We start from the raw sequence: 16,381 nt of genomic DNA on the forward strand, positions 1-16,381 counted from the left end.
CAGCGCGGCAACCTCACAACAGCAGCGCCGCCGCGCACAGGGCGAAGGCGGTGGTGCACGCGGCCGCCGCCAGGGCAAGGCGGGGGGCGAGGGAGCGCGGAACGGGAGGGCCGGAGGAATCCAGGGAGAGGGGGCCGCCAGAGGGGGAGCCGGGGGAGGTAGGGGAGGCGGGGGAGGAGGCAGGTGGGCCCGTGGAGCCCGGGGAGAGGGAGCCAGGAGCGGCAGAGGAACCCGGCGAGCTGAGCAGCCGTATGCGGCGGTGCGAGAGTCCGATGAAGGCCATCCACAGGCCCACGCAGAGCGCGCAGAGCAGCCACGGCACCACGCTCGTGCCGTCGCGCAGCGTCGCCTTGACCGCCAGCACCGCCGTCACCGTGCAGGTGAGCGTGGTGCGCCGCCAGGCGAGGCGGGTGCGCTCGGGTTGCAGGCCGGGGTCGCGTCGCGGGCCGCTCACCCGGCCCAGCCCCCGAGCACCACGACGACCATGGCCAGCGCCACCACCGCGATCACCACGCTCATCAGCGCCGGAAAGCGGGACACGGGAAGGTCCTCGCCGTGCCGCATCGCGCGCTCGCAGCGGACCCAGTGGTTGATGGCGCGCAGCGAGCACAGCACCCCGGCCGCGAGCAGTGCGAGCGCCAGGCCCACCCGCCAGCCGGAGTGCAGGTGGGGCAGGAACTGGTCGACCGCGAATCCGCCGCCGATCAGCGCCAGCGCGGTCCGCAGCCAGGCGAGGAAGGTCCGCTCGTTCGCGAGCGAGAACCGGTAGTCGGGCGTCTCGCCCTGCTCGGAGATGCGGTCGGGCGCGAACCAGAGTCGAACGGAGGTACGGAGGTCGATCACATCCGCACCCTACTCACGCCGGCGGGGCCGGAAGTCCTCCAGGCGCCGGTAGGCGTCCAGGCCGTCCGGCACCCAGGGCCACTCGACGAGCCTGCGTTCGATCTCGGCGTCGGTGAGGAAGTCGTGCCAGGCGACCTCCTCGACCTGCGGGTGCACCGGCAGGTCGCAGCGGACCTCGTAGACGGCGGACCACCAGCCCCCACCGGCTGCGGGATCGCCCCCACCGCCGACGGCGCCACCGCCCGCCGCCCCGTCCCCGCCCGGCGCTCGCCCCTCGCCCCGCGACGGGTTCTCGCCTCGCAGGGCGTCCTCGCCCCGTACCGGGCCCCCGTCCCGTACCGGGCCCCCGTCCCCCACGGAGTCCTCGCCCGGCCGGTACAGGAAGCGGAAGAGCGGCACCGGCCGTGGCAGGCCCGTCACGCCCAGCTCCTCCTCGGCCTCCCGCAGCGCCGCGTCGTCGTACGACTCGCCCGCCCCGACGACACCGCCGACGAACATGTCGTACATCGAGGGGAACACCAGCTTGCCGGGCGTCCTGCGGTGCACGAAGACCCGGCCCTCGGCGTTCCTGGCCTGGATGAACACGCAGCGGTGCCGCAGCCCGCGGGCATAGGCCTCACCGCGGCGGGCCCGCCCGACGACGCGGTCCTGCTCGTCGACGATGTCGAGGAGCTCGTCCGCGGGGTTCACCTGGGCTCCGGCGTGCGCGCCGGAGCCGCGATGCCGGTGGGCGTCAGGATGCACGCGGCCGCTCAATGGGACTGCATGTCCGGGACGCGTTCCACGGGCGCGCAGCCGCGGGGCATCGCCGGGTGGAGGCCGAGCAGCACGATGCCGCCCACGATCGCCGCCAGGCCGCCCGCCTCCGAGGCCAGCGCCCCCACCGAGGTGTTCAGCCGGTCGCCGAGGAAGCCCACCCCGCAGGCGATGCCGGCCAGCGGCTGCGTCGCCGTCAGCGCGGGCAGCGACATCCGCAGCGGCGCCGTCTCGAAGGCGCTCTGGACGAGGATGAGCGAGATTATGCCGAGGGTGACCATGGCGTACGGCTGCCAGCTCTCGAAGACCGCGGACCAGCCGCCGTTCGCGAGCCGCTCCCCGCAGACCCGGGTGAGCGCGTCTTGTACGCCGTACAGCAAACCGCCCGCGACGGCCAGGAGAACCGGGCCTGCCGCGAGCGGCTTGCGTTTCGCCACTGCTGTGAGCGCGAATGCTCCGCCCACCATCAGGCCTATGATCAGCCAGTGCCGCACCGGGTCGGAGACGGCGTTTCCGCCCTCCGGCTGGCCGGCCACGATGAACGCCGTGACACCGCCTGCCAGGAGGATGAGGCCCGTCCAGCCCTGGCGTCCCAGCGGCTGCTTCGTCTGGTGCCTCGAGAGCGCGAGGGCGAACAGCAGGTTCGTCGCGAGCAGCGGCTCCACCGACGAGATGTCGCCCCGTCCCAGGGCGATGGCGCCCGTGACGAGACCGCAGATCATCAGGCCGATGCCGCCGAGCCAGCGCCGTGAGCGCGCCAGGTCGAGCAGCAGCCGCCAGGACAGAAAGTCGCGCAGCGGTGCCTGCTGTGCCGCGTTCTGCTGGAGCACGAAACCGAAGCCCAGACAGCAGGCGGAACACAGGGCGAGGATGACTTCGAGAGCGGACAAGCGGCGCACCTCACGACAGCAGGGCCCAAAGGACCCCGCGGGGGATGTGGTCCTGAGCCGACGATAGCGCCCCGTGCGCCCGATCGCCTTCTCGGTGACATGAGCGGCACATTGACGTGCACGCGCTGTTTCATCGAGCATCTACCAGCGACCGATTGATCGACAACCGGCCGGGCGGAGTCCCGGAACCGGAGCGAGAGGGACATGTACATGGCCTACGACGCAGATGTCATCGTGATCGGTGCGGGCCTGGCCGGGCTCGTGGCGACCGCTGAACTCGTCGAAGAGGGCCGCCGGGTGATCCTGCTCGACCAGGAGCCGGAGCAGTCCCTCGGTGGTCAGGCGCACTGGTCCTTCGGCGGGTTGTTCTTCGTGGACTCGCCCGAGCAGAGACGCATGCGGATCAAGGACAGCCACGCCCTCGCGCTCCAGGACTGGATGGGCACCGCCGGCTTCGACCGTGACGAGGATCACTGGCCCAGGCGGTGGGCCGAGGCCTACGTCGACTTCGCCGCCGGTGAGAAGCGCTCCTGGCTCTTCGAGCAGGGCGTGCGGTTCTTCCCGCTGGTGGGCTGGGCGGAGCGGGGCGGCTACGACGCCATGGGCCACGGCAACTCGGTGCCCCGCTTCCACATCACCTGGGGCACGGGCCCCGGCCTGCTCGCGCCCTTCGTCCGCCGCGTCAGGGCGGCCGAGGAGCGGGGCCTGGTCGAGATGAGGTTCCGGCACCGGGTCACCGGCCTGGAGCGCAGCGCGGGCGGGGTCGACACGGTCACCGGCGAGGTCCTCGACCCCTCGGACATCGAACGCGGCCAGCCCAGCAGCAGGACCGTCACCGGCTCCTTCGAACTGCGCGCCCAGGCGGTGATCGTCACCTCCGGAGGCATCGGCGGGAACCACGAGCTGGTCCGCGAGCACTGGCCCGAGCGGCTCGGCACGCCCCCGGAGTCGATGGTCGCCGGGGTGCCCGCGCACGTCGACGGGCTGATGCTGGGCGTCACCGAACGTGCCGGGGGGCGGCTGATCAACCGCGACCGCATGTGGCACTACACGGAGGGCCTGCGGAACTGGGAGCCCATATGGGAGCAGCACGGCATACGCATCCTGCCCGGGCCCTCCTCCCTCTGGCTGGACGCCACGGGCAAGCGGCTGCCGGTGCCGCTCTTCCCCGGCTTCGACACCCTGGGCACCCTCGACCACATCATGCACTCGGGCCATGACCACACGTGGTTCGTGCTCAACAAGCGGATCATCGCCAAGGAGTTCACGCTCAGCGGCTCCGAGCAGAACCCGGACCTGACCGGCCGGTCGGTCCGCGGCGTCGTCGAGCGGGCGCGCGCCGACGTGCCCGGGCCCGTGAAGGCGTTCATGGACAACGGCGCCGACTTCGTCGTCAAGGAGAACATCCCCGACCTGGTGCGCGGCATGAACGCGCTCACCGAGGAGCCCCTGATCGACGAGGCCGAGCTGCGCCGCACCCTCGTCGCCCGGGACCGCGAGCTCGCCAACCCCTACACGAAGGACCTTCAGATCACCGCTCTGCGCGGCGCCCGCGCCTACCTCGGCGACCGGCTCATCCGCGCCGTGGCCCCGCACCGCATCCTGGACCCCGCGGCGGGCCCGCTGATCGCGGTGAAGCTGCACATCCTGACCCGCAAGACGCTCGGCGGCCTGGAGACCGACCTGTCGGGCCGGGTGCTCACGGACGGCGGCCAGCCGCTGCCCGGCGTCTACGCGGCCGGTGAGGCCGCCGGCTTCGGCGGGGGCGGCCTGCACGGCTACCGCTCCCTGGAGGGCACCTTCCTCGGCGGCTGCCTCTTCTCGGGGCGCACGGCGGGGCGGGCAGCGGCGCGCGCGGTGGCCTGAGCGCGGGTTCGCGCGGGGGTGCGGCTGCCGCGCCGTTGTGCCTGCCCGCCGGTGCGCCTGACTCGCCGGGGCCGGCCCGGGGGCGGACCCCGGTAAGTGAGGGGGTGCGGGCGAGCCGAGGCCCGGGACCCGGGCCTCGGAGTGGAACGCGGCGGCCGTTCCAAGGCGGAGTCTCGGACCGGTCAATTCTTGGTGGGCAAGGCTGAGTTGACACGTGTACGTATCGCAGCAGCCTTGACTGGACTCCTCCCTACCGGTTTACTGCGCGTGATCATCTGCTCGCTAGCTGCGTCGTGAGGAAGTTCCGCGGTGCCCCCACCCCCGCCTCTCGGTCGCTTGCGCAAGCGCTCCGCCCTCAGTTTCGACGCCGCGCTCGACGACCCCGAACTCGTCGCCGCACGTGCCGCGCTGGCCGCCGGACGCTGGACCGCCGTCCGCTCGCTGCTCGCCGCGACCGGTGACGACTGGGACCGCAGGGGCCACCGGCTGACCGTCCTCGCGCAGGAGCCCGGGACCGCGGCCTGGGCAGGGGACTGGCGGCTCACCGAACCGGACTGCGTGGACGCCGCCGTGCTGCTCGCCTGCGCCACCGTCTACCGCGCGCTGGCCGGCAAGGCCCGCCCCGAGGTGGCCCGCGACGCCTGCCACGAGGCCGCGGTGCTGGCGCCCGCCGACCCCTCGCCCTGGCTCGCGCTGCTCATCCTGGAACGCGCGATCGGCCGCGAGGAGGACGTGGTCCGGCTCTTCGACGAGGTGCGGCACAGGTACCCGGAGCACCACCACGCCCACCACCTGATGGTGGCCAGGCTCGCCGAGCGCCGCGCCGACGCGGGCCAGGACCCGCTGCACGAGGTGTACGACTTCGCCTCCTGGGCCGCCGAACAGGCCCCCGCGGACTCGCCGCTGGCGATCCTTCCGGTCGTCGCGCACGCCGAGCGGTACCGGGTGCTCGCCACCGCGGGCAAGGAGCCCGCGGATCCCGCGGCCTGCGGGCACTGGCTCGGCCGGCGGGCCAGGCTGGTGATGAAGGCGGCCTTCGACTGGTGGCTGGAGTGGGAGCGCGACGACCACCCGCGCAACCGCGTCGACCTCAACTTCCTCGCGCACGCCAAGTTCTGCGAGGGGAGACCGGCCGAGGCGGCGGCGCTGTTCCAGCGGATCGGCCCGCACGCCACCCCCGCCCCCTGGTCCTACCCCGACCGGGACCCGTACGAGGCCTTCCGGGCCGCGCGTGACGCGGCGCTCGGGCCGTCCTGATCCACCGGGCGCCACCGGATCCCACCCGGCGAACCCCGCGACGACCGGCACAGTCCGGCGGCACCCCTCCCGCGACAGCCCCGCGCACAGCCCTCCCCGAAAGGACCAACCCCCATGCCGACGGGCACCCCCATACCAGGCAGCGCCGCACGACGGGCGTCCGCCGCCGGCGCGGCAGCCGGTAGCGGTACCCGCCAGGGCGAGGCGCAGGGCGAGGCGTGCACGCTGCGCTCCGGCCGCCTCGGCACCGCGGGCCTGCTGTTCACGGTGCTCGCGGCGACCGCGCCGCTGATGGTGGTCGCCGGCGTGATGCCCGCCACCTTCGAGGTGATCGGCGTCGTCGGGCAGCCGCTGCTCTTCGTGCTGCTGGGCGTCGTCCTCGCGCTGTTCAGCTTCGGATACGCCGAGCTCAGCCGGCACGTCCACAACGCCGGTGCGTTCTACGCCTACATCTCCCGCGGCCTCGGAGGCACCGCGGGGTCCGGCGCGGCACTGGTCGCCCTCGTCGCCTACAGCGCGCTCCAGACGGGCGTGTACGGGATCTTCGGGTACGAGGCCCGCGGGCTGCTCGGCAGCTACCTCGACATCCAGGTGGCCTGGTGGGTGCCGGCCCTGGCGGCGGTGGGCGTGGTGGGGCTGCTGGGCTGGCTGCGGGTCGACTTCAACGCCCGGGTGCTCGGTGCGCTGCTGCTCGTCGAGGTGGCGCTCGTCGCCGTCTTCGACCTCTCCGCCGTGCTGCACCCCGGCGCCGAGGGCCTCTCGCTGCACGCCCTGGACCCGAGCACGCTCACCGGCGCCGGCGTCGGAACGGCCCTGTGCTTCTGCATCGCGGCCTTCCTCGGCTTCGAGCAGGCACCCGTCTACGCGGAGGAGACCAGGCACTCGCAGACGACCGTGGTCCGGGCGATGTTCCTGGCCGTGGGCTGCGTGGCGATCTTCTTCGCCGTGAGCTCCTGGGCGCTGACGGTGGCCGCGGGACCCTCCCGGATCGTGCCGGCCGCCCGCCGGCAGAGTGCCGGGCTGCTGTTCCTGCTGACCAGGTCCGGCCTGGGCGGCACCTTCACCGACGTGCTGCACCTGCTCTTCGTGACCGGCATCTTCGCGTCCATGCTCAGCTTCCACAACGTCGTCGCGCGGTACGCCTTCGCCATGGGCCGCGAGCGGCTGCTGCCCCGCGTGTTCGCCCGGACCGGGCGCAGCAGCGGCGCTCCGGTGACCGGTTCGCTGTTGCAGAGTGCGGTCTCCGCCGCGGTCGTCGGGGCGTTCGCCGTCACGGACCACGGGCCTATCGGCGATCCGACCGCCCCGGTGGCGCACCTGTTCACCTGGATGGCGAACGTCGGCGCGCTCGGTGTGATGCTGCTGATGGCCGTGGCCTGCCTCGCCGTGATCGTCTTCTTCGTCCGGCGCGGCGCGGGCCGGGCACAGTTCTGGCGGCTCGCGGCCTCCGCGACGGCCGGCGCGGCCCTGCTGCTGATCGCGTGCTTCACCGTCAGGGACTTCCACCTGCTGATCGGCTGCCATGCCGGCTCGTCCCTCACCTGGGTGCTGCCGGGGATCATCGCCCTGGCGGCGGTGGTCGGCCTGGTGCAGGGCGCCGTGCTGCGCAGGGTGCGGCCGGCGGTGCACCACCGGATCGGGCTGAGCAACCAGGCGTTCCAGCTGGAACGGGTCACGGAGGTCGTCGGCGAGATATGACGGATCGCTGACGGATTCCTCCCGGCCCTGGTCCTGCGGTACCGGCGGGTGTTCGAATCGGGGAGTGACATCAGAACAATCCGCCGACCACGACCGCCAGGGAGCGCCAGTCGGCCGGCGTCTGCTCCTCGGCATGGTCGGTCTGGGCGCGCTGGGCGTGGCGGCGGCCAAGCCCCTCCAGAACGGCCTGGAGTCGTTCCTCGGCGCGGCGGCCGACAAGGACCCGACCGGTCTGACGGGGCTGCTGCCCAACGGCGGCGGGTTCCGCTACTACTCGGTCACCGGGTCCGTTCCGACGAAGGGCGAGACGGACTACCGCCTCACCGTCGACGGCCTCGTGGACCACTCCGGCTCCTACAGCCTCGCCGACCTGCGCGGACTGCCGCAGACCCGGCTGGTGCGCGACGTCCAGTGCGTCACGGGCTGGCGGGTGCCTGGCACCCCGTTCGAGGGGGTGCGGCTCTCCCACCTGCTGGACCTGGCCGGTGTGCGGCCGTCGGCGAAGGCCGTGCGGTTCACCTGCTTCGACGGCGCGTACAGCGAGAGCCTCACGATGGCGCAGGCCCGCCGCGACGACGTCCTCGTCGCCATGCGCATGCAGGACAAGCCGGTCAGCCACGTGCACGGCGGCCCGGTCCGGCTCTACGTGGCGCCCATGTACTTCTACAAGTCGGCGAAGTGGCTCTCCGGCATCACGGTCACCGACAAGGTGGAGCCGGGGTACTGGGAGCACTACGGCTACGACGTGGACGGCTGGGTCGGCCGCTCGAACGGACGTGACGATGCGCCGACCTCCTGAGGAGACGGGCGGCACCGCCATGGCCGCCGAGGGCGCCACGGCAGCAGGGATCCCCGGGGCTCCCGGGATGGCACCGGGCGCCGGGGACGGCACCGCCCGGGAGCGCACCGGCCCCGACGGGCCCCCCACCCGGCTGCGCCGCTTCACCCGCGCCGAGCGCTGGGTGCACAGGACCACCGGGCTGCTGATGGGCGTGTGCGTGCTCACCGCTGCCTTCCTCTACATTCCGCAGCTCGCCGAACTGGTCGGGCGCAGGGTCCTGGTGGTCACTGTGCACGAGTGGTCGGGACTGCTGCTGCCGGTGCCGCTGCTCGCGGGGCTCGTCTCCCGCGCGCTCCGCGCGGACCTGGGCCGGCTCAACCGCTTCGCCCCGTACGACCGCAGGTGGCTGCATGCCGTACGGCACCGCGACCCCCGCCCGCAGTCGCGCCCGGCGGGCAAGTTCAACGCGGGGCAGAAGATCTACGCGGGGTGGATCGCCGGTGCGGTGCTGGTGATGCTCGGCACCGGGCTGCTGATGTGGTTCACCCACCTCTTCCCGCTGGTTCTGCGCATCGGGGCGACATTCGTGCACGACTGGCTGGCGCTGGCCGTGGGCATCGTCCTCGCCGGGCACATCGCCATGGCCCTGGCCGACCCGGAGGCGCGCCGCGGCATGCGCACGGGGTGGGTCAGCCGTGCCTGGGCGGAACGCGAACACCGTCTGTGGCGCCCCTGACATCCGTCGCGCCGCTGCCGGGCAGGGCACGCTGTTAGCGTCCCCGGCGTGAACGACTCCGTGTACGCAGGCAACGCCGGCAGGGACGGCGCGCTGGACCGGGGCTGGCTGCTGGGGCACTTCAAGCCCCCGTCGGACCCCCGGCACAGCGCCGACGTGGAGATCAAGTGGGGCGTGCACCCGCGCGGGGACCGGAGGGCGCGGTGGGTGCGCGGCGAGCACCGGACGGCCCTCCTGGTGCTCATCAGCGGCCGCTTCCGCGTGGAGCTGCCCGACCGCAGCGTGCTGCTGGAGCGCCCGGGTGACTACGTCGTCTGGGGACACGGGGTCGACCACTCCTGGTGGGCCGACGAGGAGTCGGTCGTACTGACCGTCCGCTGGCCGTCCGTACCCGGCTACGCCCTGTCCGGGGAGGGCTCCCTGTGATTGTCTGATCCAGAGCGCCGACCGCGGCCGGCAGCCCGGTGGCGTGAACCCACTGCTCGTGAAGGTGTGTGATCCGGTGTCCCGTGTCGTCGTCACCGGCGGAAGCGGCAAGCTCGGCCGTGCCGTCGTGCAAGAACTCGTCGACCACGGCTGGGACGTGGTCAACCTCGACCGGGCGGCCCCCGCCGAGCAGCTCTGCCCGTTCGTGAAGGTGGACCTCAGCGACTACGGCCAGACCGTCGGCGCGCTCACGGCGGTCGACGACCGCTACGACCGCGTCGACGCCGTGGCCCATCTCGCCGCCGTGCCGGCTCCCGGGCTGCTGCCGAACACCGCCGTCTTCGAGAACAACATCACGGCGACCCACCACGTCTTCTCCGCGGCACGGCTCGCGGGCATCCGCAACGTGGTCTGGGCGTCGAGCGAGACGGTGCTCGGCCTGCCCTTCGAGACCCCGCCGCCCTACCTGCCGGTGGACGAGGAGTACCCGGCCCGGCCGGAGAGCAACTACTCGCTGGCCAAGCACCTGGAGGAGCAGATGGCCGCCCAGTTCTGCCGGTGGGATCCGGAGCTGAAGATGGTCGGCCTGCGCTTCTCCAACGTGATGGAGGTCCAGGACTACGCCCGCTTCCCCGGCTTCGAGGCCGACCCGCGGCTGCGCCGCTGGAACCTCTGGTCGTACATCGACGCGCGGGACGGCGCCCAGGCCGTCCGCAAGGGCCTGGAGTACCAGGGCACGGGCGTGGAGGTCTTCGTCATCGCCAGCCCGGACACGGTGATGTCCACACCGTCCGACGAACTGGCCGCGGCCGAGTTCCCGGGCGTCGAGGTCCGGGGCGGACTCGGCCGCAACGAATCGCTGATGTCCACCGCGAAGGCCCGTCGCGTGCTCGGCTACGCACCCGGGCACACCTGGCGTAACCACGTCTGAGCCGGCTCCCCGCCGCCGGGCCCGGCCAGCCACCCCGCCGGGCCCGGTCACCGACCGCCGGGCCCGGTCAGCGCCACGGTCCCCTGACGGCCCCGCCGGCGCGGCGCGCCGTCAGGCGAAGCCGCGCCAGACGTTGTCGAAGGCCGCCTCCTCTATGGCGCGGCGCTGCCGCACGGCCTCCAGCTCCATCACGGCGTCGTTGACGGACGCCAGCACCGCCGTCACCGCCTCCCCGGCCACCTCCGGTGCCTCGACGGCCGGCTCGCCGCCGATCCCCGCGGCCGTGGCGAGGGTGGCGAGGACGGGCTCGCGGGAGCTCCACCGGTCGACCGCCTGACGGCGCTCATCGGAGTCGGCGAGGACCTGGCGGCCGGCCTGGAGGGGGCCCCAGTGGCCGCGCTGCCGGGTGAGCACCCCGTCCTGCTCCAGGGCGTCCCTGTACGCGGCGGCCAGGCCGCGGCCACGGCGCCACAGCCAGTCCTCCACCGTTTCGAACGGCGGCGTGCGTATCAGCGCCGAGGCGGCCGCCGCCAGCAGCGGATCGAAGGAGGCGGGGGCCAGGCCCGGCAGGATGCGGTCGCCCTCCAGCGTCGCGGCCTCGGCCCGAATGATGTCGATCATCTCGGCTCCGGCGAGCGCCAGCGACAGGTCGCCCTGGGGCACCGGACGGTCGGGTCCCCTGTCGAGACCGACGATCATCAGATCCCGCGCTGTACTCATGAACGACTCCCCAAACAGAGGCGAAGACGGTTGGCTCCCCAACGCTGGACCGACCCGGCAGCGGAAGTCTTCCTGTACCAGCCGACTCTAACGCGCCCGAGCTGGTCACGGCCGGGCCGTATATGACAGGCCGGTGACATTGCACGGCTCCCCGCGGGGGCCGAGGCGGGCGCGCCGGCGCCCGATCAGGGGCGCGGGTCCGTGACGTGCGGCACCCTCGCGCGGGCGGGGTGGGCGCGTCAGCGCCCTGGTGGGGGCGCGCGGGGCGCCCCTGATCACCCCGCGAATTCCAGCAGCACCTTGCAGGCCCGGGCGCGGTCCGTGGCCAGCGTGAAGGCGTCCTCGGCGGAGCCGACCGGGACCACCGCGCTGATCAGCTCTTCGATGCCCGGCTCCCGGGCGAGCAGCGCCAGCGATTCGTCGAACTCGCCGTCGAAACGGAACGAGCCCCGCAGCTCTATCTCCTTGCTCACCACCAGGCTCGCCGCGAACGCGCTCCGCCCCCCGGTCGGCATGCCGAGCTGGACGACGGAGCCGCCCCGCAGCACCAGGCGCAGGCAGGCATCGAGCCCGGACGCCGCGCCGGACGCCTCCACCGCGGCGTCCACCTCGGCCGGCCACCCGGGGTCGGCCGGATCGTCCGCACGCACGCACACGTCCGCACCCGCCACCCCGGCGTACCGCAGCGCCTCCGGCAGCAGGTCCGTCGCCGTGACCCGGGCGGCCCCGGCCGCCTTCGCCGCCGCGACGACCAGGCAGCCGATCGGCCCCGCACCGGTGACCAGGACGTGCCGGCCGTCCACCGGCCCGAGACGCCGCACCGCGTGCACGGCCACCGCCAGCGGTTCGGCGAGCGCGGCGGCGCGCAGCCCGAGGCCGTCCGGCAGGGCCCGGAGCTGCTTCGCGGGCACCGCGATCCGGGCCGCGAAGCCGCCCTGGACGTGCGGCAGCCGTGCCGCGCTGCCCAGGTAGCGGATGTCCCGGCACACCTGGCGCCGCCCGCCCAGGCACTCGGGGCAGCGGCCGCACGGCGTGGCCGGGTGCACCGCCACGGGCGCCCCGGGCTCCGGCCCGCTCGCCCGGGGGCCGTATCCGGCCACCGTGCCCACCACCTCGTGCCCGAGCACCATGGGCTCGCGCAGCAGGAAGTCGCCGACCCCGCCCTCGCGCCAGTAGTGCAGGTCGGACCCGCAGACGCCGCCGTAGCGGATGTCGACCACGGCCTCGCCCGCAGCGGGCACCGGCGCGGGCACCTCCTCGACGCGCAGGTCCCCCTGCCCGTACAGCACGCAGCCGAGCACCCCGGCACCTCCGTCCACCGCACACCTCCATGCCACCGTCACTTCGCCCGTCCGGGTCCGTCCGGGCCGTGCGCCCTCACAGCACGCTGGTCATGCCGCCGTCCACGTACAGCACCTGCCCGCTGACGAAGTCCGCAGCCGGCGAGGCGAGGAACAGCACGCCGCCGACCAGGTCGTCGGTGCTGCCCCAGCGTCCCGCCGGGGTCCTGCGGCGGACCCAGGCGCTGAACTCCTCGTCGTCGACGGGCGGCCGGGTCAGCTCGGTGTCGACGTAGCCGGGACCGAGGCCGTTGACCTGCACGCCGTGGGGGCCCCAGTCGGCGCACATGCCCTTGGTGAGCATCTTCAGCGCGCCCTTGGTGGCGGCGTAGGGGGCGATGCCCGGGCGCACCACCTCGCTCTGGAGCGAGCAGATGTTCACGATCTTGCCGTGGCCGCGCTGCGTCATCCGCAGGGCGGCCTCCCGGCCCACCAGGAACGCGCTGGTCAGATTGGTGTCCAGGATGCGGTGCCAGTCGCCCTCGGTGAACTCCAGGAGAGGGGCGCGCAGTTGTATGCCGGCGTTGTTGACCAGGATGTCCAGCGAGCCGACCTGCTCCTCCACCGCCGCGATCCCGGCGGCCACGGTGGAGGAGTCCGTCACGTCGAACGCCTCCGTGTGCACCCGGCCCGCACCGGACCCCGGTGCGCCGGCGGCCAGTTCCTCCGCCGCCCTGCCGAGCTCGGCCGTGTCCCGGCCGCCCCGCACCACCGTGCAGCCCGCCTCCAGTAGGCCGCGCGCCAGCGCCAGGCCGATGCCCCGGCTGGAGCCGGTGACCAGCGCGGTCCGCCCGGCGATGTCGAAGAGGGGATGGGCCGTCATGGGGCCTCCGTGCTCTCGGGGCGGCCCCGGCGCCGTCCCTCGGGGACGCGCGCCGGGGCCGGCCTGCCCAGCTAGATGATCAGGGACAGCAGCAGGACCAGGGCGCCGGCGACCACCGAGACGATGGTCTCCATCAGCGACCAGGTCTTCACGGTCTGCCCGACGCTCAGCCCGAAGTACTCCTTGACCAGCCAGAAACCGGCGTCGTTGACATGGCTGAAGAAGAGCGAACCGGCACCGATGGCCAGCACCAGCAGCGCCACGTGCGTGCTCGACATGCCCGCGGCCAGCGGCCCGGCGAGGCCCGCGGCGGAGACCGTGGCCACCGTCGCGGAGCCGGTCGCGAGCCGGATCACCACGGCGATCAGCCAGCCGAGCACCAGCGCGGATATCGACCACTCCTTGGATATGTCCAGGATCATCTGGCCGACGCCGCAGTCGACGAGGGTCTGCTTGAACCCGCCGCCCGCGGCGACGATCAGCGTCACGCCGGCGATCGGCATCAGCGAGGTCTCCACCGTCGACGAGAGCCGGTCCTTGGTGAAACCGGCGGCCCGGCCCAGCGTGAACATCCCGACGAGCACGGCGGCCAGCAGCGCGATCAGCGGGTTGCCGATCACGTCGAAGACCCGCTGCACGGAGTCCTCGGGGTCGTCCACCACGATGTCGACGAGGGCCTTGACCAGCATCAGGACGACCGGAAGCAGGATCGTCGTGACGGTGGCGGCGAACGAGGGCCGCCTGTCCAGCGACTCGGAGGGCCGGCTGGGGATCATGCGATCCGGTGCGGGCACGTCCACCCACCGTGCGGCGTACCGGCTGAAGACCGGTCCCGCGACGATCACGGTGGGGACGGCCACGAGGATGCCGAGCCCCAGCGTGAGGCCGAGATTGGCCTTGACCGCGTCGATCGCGACGAGCGGACCGGGGTGCGGCGGCACGAGGCCGTGCATCACGGACAGGCCCGCGAGCGCCGGGATGCCGATCCGCATCAGCGAGAAGTTGCCGCGCTTGGCCACCAGCAGCACGACCGGGATCAGCAGCACGATGCCGATCTCGAAGAAGAGCGGCAGGCCGACGATGGACGCGATCAGCACCATCGCCCAGGGCATGGTGCGCCCGCGGGCCTTGGCGAGGATCGTGTCGACGACCTGGTCGGCGCCGCCGGAGTCGGCGAGCAGCCGGCCGAGTATCGCGCCGAGCGCGATCAGCACGCCCACGCTGGCGACGGTCGTGCCGAGGCCGGTGCTGAAGCTGGTGATCACCTTGTCGAGCGGCGCGCCGGCGACGGCGCCGAGCACGAGCGACCCGAGGGCCAGCGCCAGGAAGGCGTGGAGCCTGAACTTGGTGATGAGGAGGACGAGGACGGCGATGCCCGCGAGTACGGCGATCCCGAGCTGGGCGTGGCCCGCCGAGGAGATCGGCGCGGGGGCGTCCGCTGCCAGCATCTCGACGCTGAGTCTGGTCACGGTGTTTCCCTTGTGTGTGGGGTGAGGCGGGCGCGCAGGGCTGCCCGGCCGGTGCGTGTGCTCCCTCCGGCGCAGGCGCGGGGGATCCACGGGCTGCACGGAGTACCGGTGCGGATGGTTCGTCTGCGGTTGTCGTGACTGGGCGGACGCCTGCCCGGCGGGGGCCCGGTCATGCGGGTGCCGGTCGGCGACCCGCGATCAGGAACGGGGTAATAAGGAGGAGGACCGGTGAAGGCGCGGCCACGGTGGGACCGGTCGGCGGCGGGCGGTCATGCGGAGGCGGGGTCGGTGAGGCCGGCCAGCGCGCTCAGCGCCCGTGCCGTGATCTCCTCCGGGCCGCCCGAGACCTCCACCGTGACCCCGGGCTCGTCGGGCTGGAGCGGCTGGAGGGCCGCGAACTGCGAATCGAGCAGCGCGGCGGGCATGAAGTGCCCCTCGCGGTGCGCCATCCGGTCCTCGATCAGCCGCCGGTCACCGGCGAGGTGGACGAAGACGAGATCCGGCGCCTCGGAACGCAGCCGGTCACGGTAGCTCCGCTTGAGGGCCGAACTGCTCACCACGCCCCCCTGCCCGGCACGGCCGTGCGCCCAGGTGCCGATCGCGTCGAGCCAGGGCCACCGGTCGTCGTCGGTCAGCGGCGTCCCGGCGGACATCTTGGCGATGTTCGCCGGCGGGTGGAAGTCGTCGCCCTCGGCGTAGGGCACGCCGAGGGCGGCCGCGAGCCGGGGACCGATCGTCGTCTTGCCGGTCCCTGACACGCCCATGACCACCACGACCCGGGGGTTGCGCATCTCCGTCTCTCCGTCTTCGCCTGCCACGGTCTTCGCCGCGGGCCCGTCCTGGACCGGCCGCGGGGCACGAGGACGGTCCGCGGCCGGGCGTCGGCCGGCACGGAGTGGACATCTTCATGCCACGTCACTGAAACGCATTAGGTCAGACGAAAACAAGAGGCTGTGAGATAAAAGTCTGACTTTTTAGGTCCCCGGCTGCCTCGTAGGCTGAGCCCATGACCACCACGGCCCGCGGGCTGCACGCACGTGTTCTCGACGCCCTCGGGCCCGCGATCACCGCGGGGGAGCACCCGGAGGGCAGCGTGCTGCGCACCGACGAGCTCGCCCAGCGCTTCGAGGTCTCGCGCAGCGTGATGCGCGAGGCGGTACGGGTCCTGGAGTCCATGCACCTGGTGGCGTCCCGGCGGCGGGTCGGCGTCACCGTCCGTCCGGCCGCGGAGTGGAACGTCTACGACCCGCAGGTGATCCGCTGGCGGCTGGCCGGCAGCGACCGGCCGCGCCAGCTCCGCTCGCTGACCGTGCTGCGCTCGGCGGTCGAGCCGGTCGCCGCCGGGCTCGCCGCCCGCCATGCCACGGCCGAGCAGTGCGCCGAGCTGACCGAGTGCGCCCTCGGCATGGTCGCCACGTCGCGCGGCCACCAGCTGGAGGGCTACCTGGTGCACGACATCGCCTTCCACCGCATCGTCCTGAACGCCTCGGGCAACGAGATGTTCGCGCGGCTCGGCGACGTGGTGGCCGAGGTGCTCGCGGGCCGCACCCACCACCAGGTGATGTTCGAGGACCCGGACCCCGCCGCCGTCACCCTCCATATGAACGTCGCCGAGGCGGTACGGGAGGGGGACGGTGCGCGCGCCGAGGAGCTGACCCGGGAGATCACCGTCGGTGCTCTGCACGAGCTGGACATTCTGGCGCCGTGAGCCGTGAGCCGTGAGCCGTGAGCCGTGAGCCGTGAGCCGTGAGCCGTGAGCCGTGAGCCGTGAGCCGTGAGCCGTGAGCCGTGAGCCGTGACCGGCGAGGTGTGGGTGGCGCGGTGCGGGCGCTGCGGTGCGGGCGC

The 16,381-nt window shown here is 73.2% G+C and carries 17 protein-coding genes; 8 read left to right on the forward strand and 9 right to left on the reverse strand.

Features of this window, described 5'->3' with window-relative positions; genetic code table 11:
* Positions 1-13: 13 nt before the first annotated feature.
* The 4 genes from Sm713_RS41490 to Sm713_RS20490 are packed head-to-tail and all read right to left on the reverse strand — an operon-like array spanning position 14 to position 2,489.
* Positions 14-454, reverse strand: a complete 441-nt coding sequence (locus Sm713_RS41490) for a DUF202 domain-containing protein (RefSeq protein WP_308293170.1) — start codon at positions 452-454, stop codon at positions 14-16.
* Positions 451-843 carry a YidH family protein gene (locus Sm713_RS20475; protein WP_212911021.1) on the reverse strand — a complete coding sequence of 131 codons (393 nt, stop codon included), beginning with the start codon at positions 841-843 and terminating at the stop codon, positions 451-453. Before Sm713_RS20475 ends, Sm713_RS41490 begins: the two co-directional genes overlap by 4 nt.
* Before the next feature lie 9 nt (positions 844-852).
* The gene (locus Sm713_RS40545; protein ID WP_249416409.1) at positions 853-1,587 is read right to left on the reverse strand and encodes an NUDIX domain-containing protein; all 735 of its coding nucleotides are present in this window, start codon (positions 1,585-1,587) and stop codon (positions 853-855) included.
* A gap of 8 nt (positions 1,588-1,595) precedes the next feature.
* Positions 1,596-2,489 carry a DMT family transporter gene (locus Sm713_RS20490; RefSeq protein WP_212911022.1) on the reverse strand — a complete coding sequence of 298 codons (894 nt, stop codon included), beginning with the start codon at positions 2,487-2,489 and terminating at the stop codon, positions 1,596-1,598.
* Between the two features lie 210 nt (positions 2,490-2,699).
* On the opposite strand from Sm713_RS20490, the gene Sm713_RS20495 reads away from it, so the two are divergent.
* The 7 genes from Sm713_RS20495 to Sm713_RS20525 all read left to right on the forward strand — a co-directional run bounded on the left by Sm713_RS20495 (position 2,700) and on the right by Sm713_RS20525 (position 10,184).
* Positions 2,700-4,355 (forward strand): FAD-binding dehydrogenase, encoded by a 1,656-nt coding sequence (locus tag Sm713_RS20495; protein WP_212911023.1) that lies wholly within the window; start codon positions 2,700-2,702, stop codon positions 4,353-4,355.
* 336 nt (positions 4,356-4,691) lie between these two features.
* Positions 4,692-5,612: a hypothetical protein gene (locus tag Sm713_RS20500; RefSeq protein WP_249416410.1), complete on the forward strand. Its 921-nt coding sequence runs from the start codon at positions 4,692-4,694 to the stop codon at positions 5,610-5,612.
* Positions 5,613-5,726: 114 nt separating this feature from the next.
* Positions 5,727-7,310 carry an APC family permease gene (locus Sm713_RS20505; RefSeq protein WP_212911025.1) on the forward strand — a complete coding sequence of 528 codons (1,584 nt, stop codon included), beginning with the start codon at positions 5,727-5,729 and terminating at the stop codon, positions 7,308-7,310.
* 133 nt (positions 7,311-7,443) lie between these two features.
* Complete coding sequence (locus Sm713_RS20510) at positions 7,444-8,109, forward strand: molybdopterin-dependent oxidoreductase (protein ID WP_212912151.1); 666 nt, start codon at positions 7,444-7,446, stop codon at positions 8,107-8,109.
* Positions 8,110-8,176: 67 nt separating this feature from the next.
* Positions 8,177-8,827: a cytochrome b/b6 domain-containing protein gene (locus Sm713_RS20515; protein ID WP_212912152.1), complete on the forward strand. Its 651-nt coding sequence runs from the start codon at positions 8,177-8,179 to the stop codon at positions 8,825-8,827.
* A gap of 48 nt (positions 8,828-8,875) precedes the next feature.
* Positions 8,876-9,253 (forward strand): signal peptidase I, encoded by a 378-nt coding sequence (locus Sm713_RS20520; RefSeq protein WP_212911026.1) that lies wholly within the window; start codon positions 8,876-8,878, stop codon positions 9,251-9,253.
* Between the two features lie 43 nt (positions 9,254-9,296).
* Entirely contained in the window at positions 9,297-10,184 is an 888-nt protein-coding gene (locus Sm713_RS20525) for an NAD(P)-dependent oxidoreductase (RefSeq protein ID WP_212911027.1), read from the forward strand.
* A gap of 111 nt (positions 10,185-10,295) precedes the next feature.
* Here the strand turns inward: Sm713_RS20525 and Sm713_RS20530 are convergent, their stop codons facing one another.
* From Sm713_RS20530 to Sm713_RS20550, 5 genes are all read right to left on the reverse strand, one after another.
* Positions 10,296-10,904, reverse strand: a complete 609-nt coding sequence (locus Sm713_RS20530; protein ID WP_212911028.1) for a GPP34 family phosphoprotein — start codon at positions 10,902-10,904, stop codon at positions 10,296-10,298.
* 275 nt (positions 10,905-11,179) lie between these two features.
* The gene (locus tag Sm713_RS20535) at positions 11,180-12,205 is read right to left on the reverse strand and encodes an L-idonate 5-dehydrogenase (RefSeq protein ID WP_212912153.1); all 1,026 of its coding nucleotides are present in this window, start codon (positions 12,203-12,205) and stop codon (positions 11,180-11,182) included.
* A 76-nt stretch (positions 12,206-12,281) separates the two neighbouring features.
* Positions 12,282-13,067 (reverse strand): SDR family oxidoreductase, encoded by a 786-nt coding sequence (locus Sm713_RS20540; protein WP_212911029.1) that lies wholly within the window; start codon positions 13,065-13,067, stop codon positions 12,282-12,284.
* A gap of 71 nt (positions 13,068-13,138) precedes the next feature.
* Positions 13,139-14,536, reverse strand: a complete 1,398-nt coding sequence (locus tag Sm713_RS20545) for a gluconate:H+ symporter (RefSeq protein WP_212911030.1) — start codon at positions 14,534-14,536, stop codon at positions 13,139-13,141.
* Positions 14,537-14,805: 269 nt separating this feature from the next.
* Positions 14,806-15,327, reverse strand: coding sequence for a gluconokinase (locus Sm713_RS20550; RefSeq protein ID WP_212911031.1), 522 nt, complete (start codon positions 15,325-15,327; stop codon positions 14,806-14,808).
* A gap of 215 nt (positions 15,328-15,542) precedes the next feature.
* On the opposite strand from Sm713_RS20550, the gene Sm713_RS20555 reads away from it, so the two are divergent.
* The gene (locus Sm713_RS20555; RefSeq protein ID WP_212911032.1) at positions 15,543-16,244 is read left to right on the forward strand and encodes a FadR/GntR family transcriptional regulator; all 702 of its coding nucleotides are present in this window, start codon (positions 15,543-15,545) and stop codon (positions 16,242-16,244) included.
* The last annotated feature ends 137 nt before the right edge of the window (positions 16,245-16,381 follow it).

The sequence above is a fragment of the Streptomyces sp. TS71-3 genome (assembly GCF_018327685.1).
GTDB lineage: Bacteria > Actinomycetota > Actinomycetes > Streptomycetales > Streptomycetaceae > Streptomyces.

Coding starts and splice junctions, on each gene's coding strand:
- Sm713_RS20495 (WP_212911023.1), top strand. CDS start 2,700: ATGGCCTACGACGCAGATGTCATCGTGATCGGTGCGGGCCTGGCCGGG.
- Sm713_RS20505 (WP_212911025.1), top strand. CDS start 5,727: ATGCCGACGGGCACCCCCATACCAGGCAGCGCCGCACGACGGGCGTCC.
- Sm713_RS20510 (WP_212912151.1), top strand. CDS start 7,444: ATGGTCGGTCTGGGCGCGCTGGGCGTGGCGGCGGCCAAGCCCCTCCAG.
- Sm713_RS20515 (WP_212912152.1), top strand. CDS start 8,177: ATGGCACCGGGCGCCGGGGACGGCACCGCCCGGGAGCGCACCGGCCCC.
- Sm713_RS20530 (WP_212911028.1), bottom strand. CDS start 10,904: ATGAGTACAGCGCGGGATCTGATGATCGTCGGTCTCGACAGGGGACCC.
- Sm713_RS20540 (WP_212911029.1), bottom strand. CDS start 13,067: ATGACGGCCCATCCCCTCTTCGACATCGCCGGGCGGACCGCGCTGGTC.
- Sm713_RS20550 (WP_212911031.1), bottom strand. CDS start 15,327: ATGCGCAACCCCCGGGTCGTGGTGGTCATGGGCGTGTCAGGGACCGGC.
- Sm713_RS20555 (WP_212911032.1), top strand. CDS start 15,543: ATGACCACCACGGCCCGCGGGCTGCACGCACGTGTTCTCGACGCCCTC.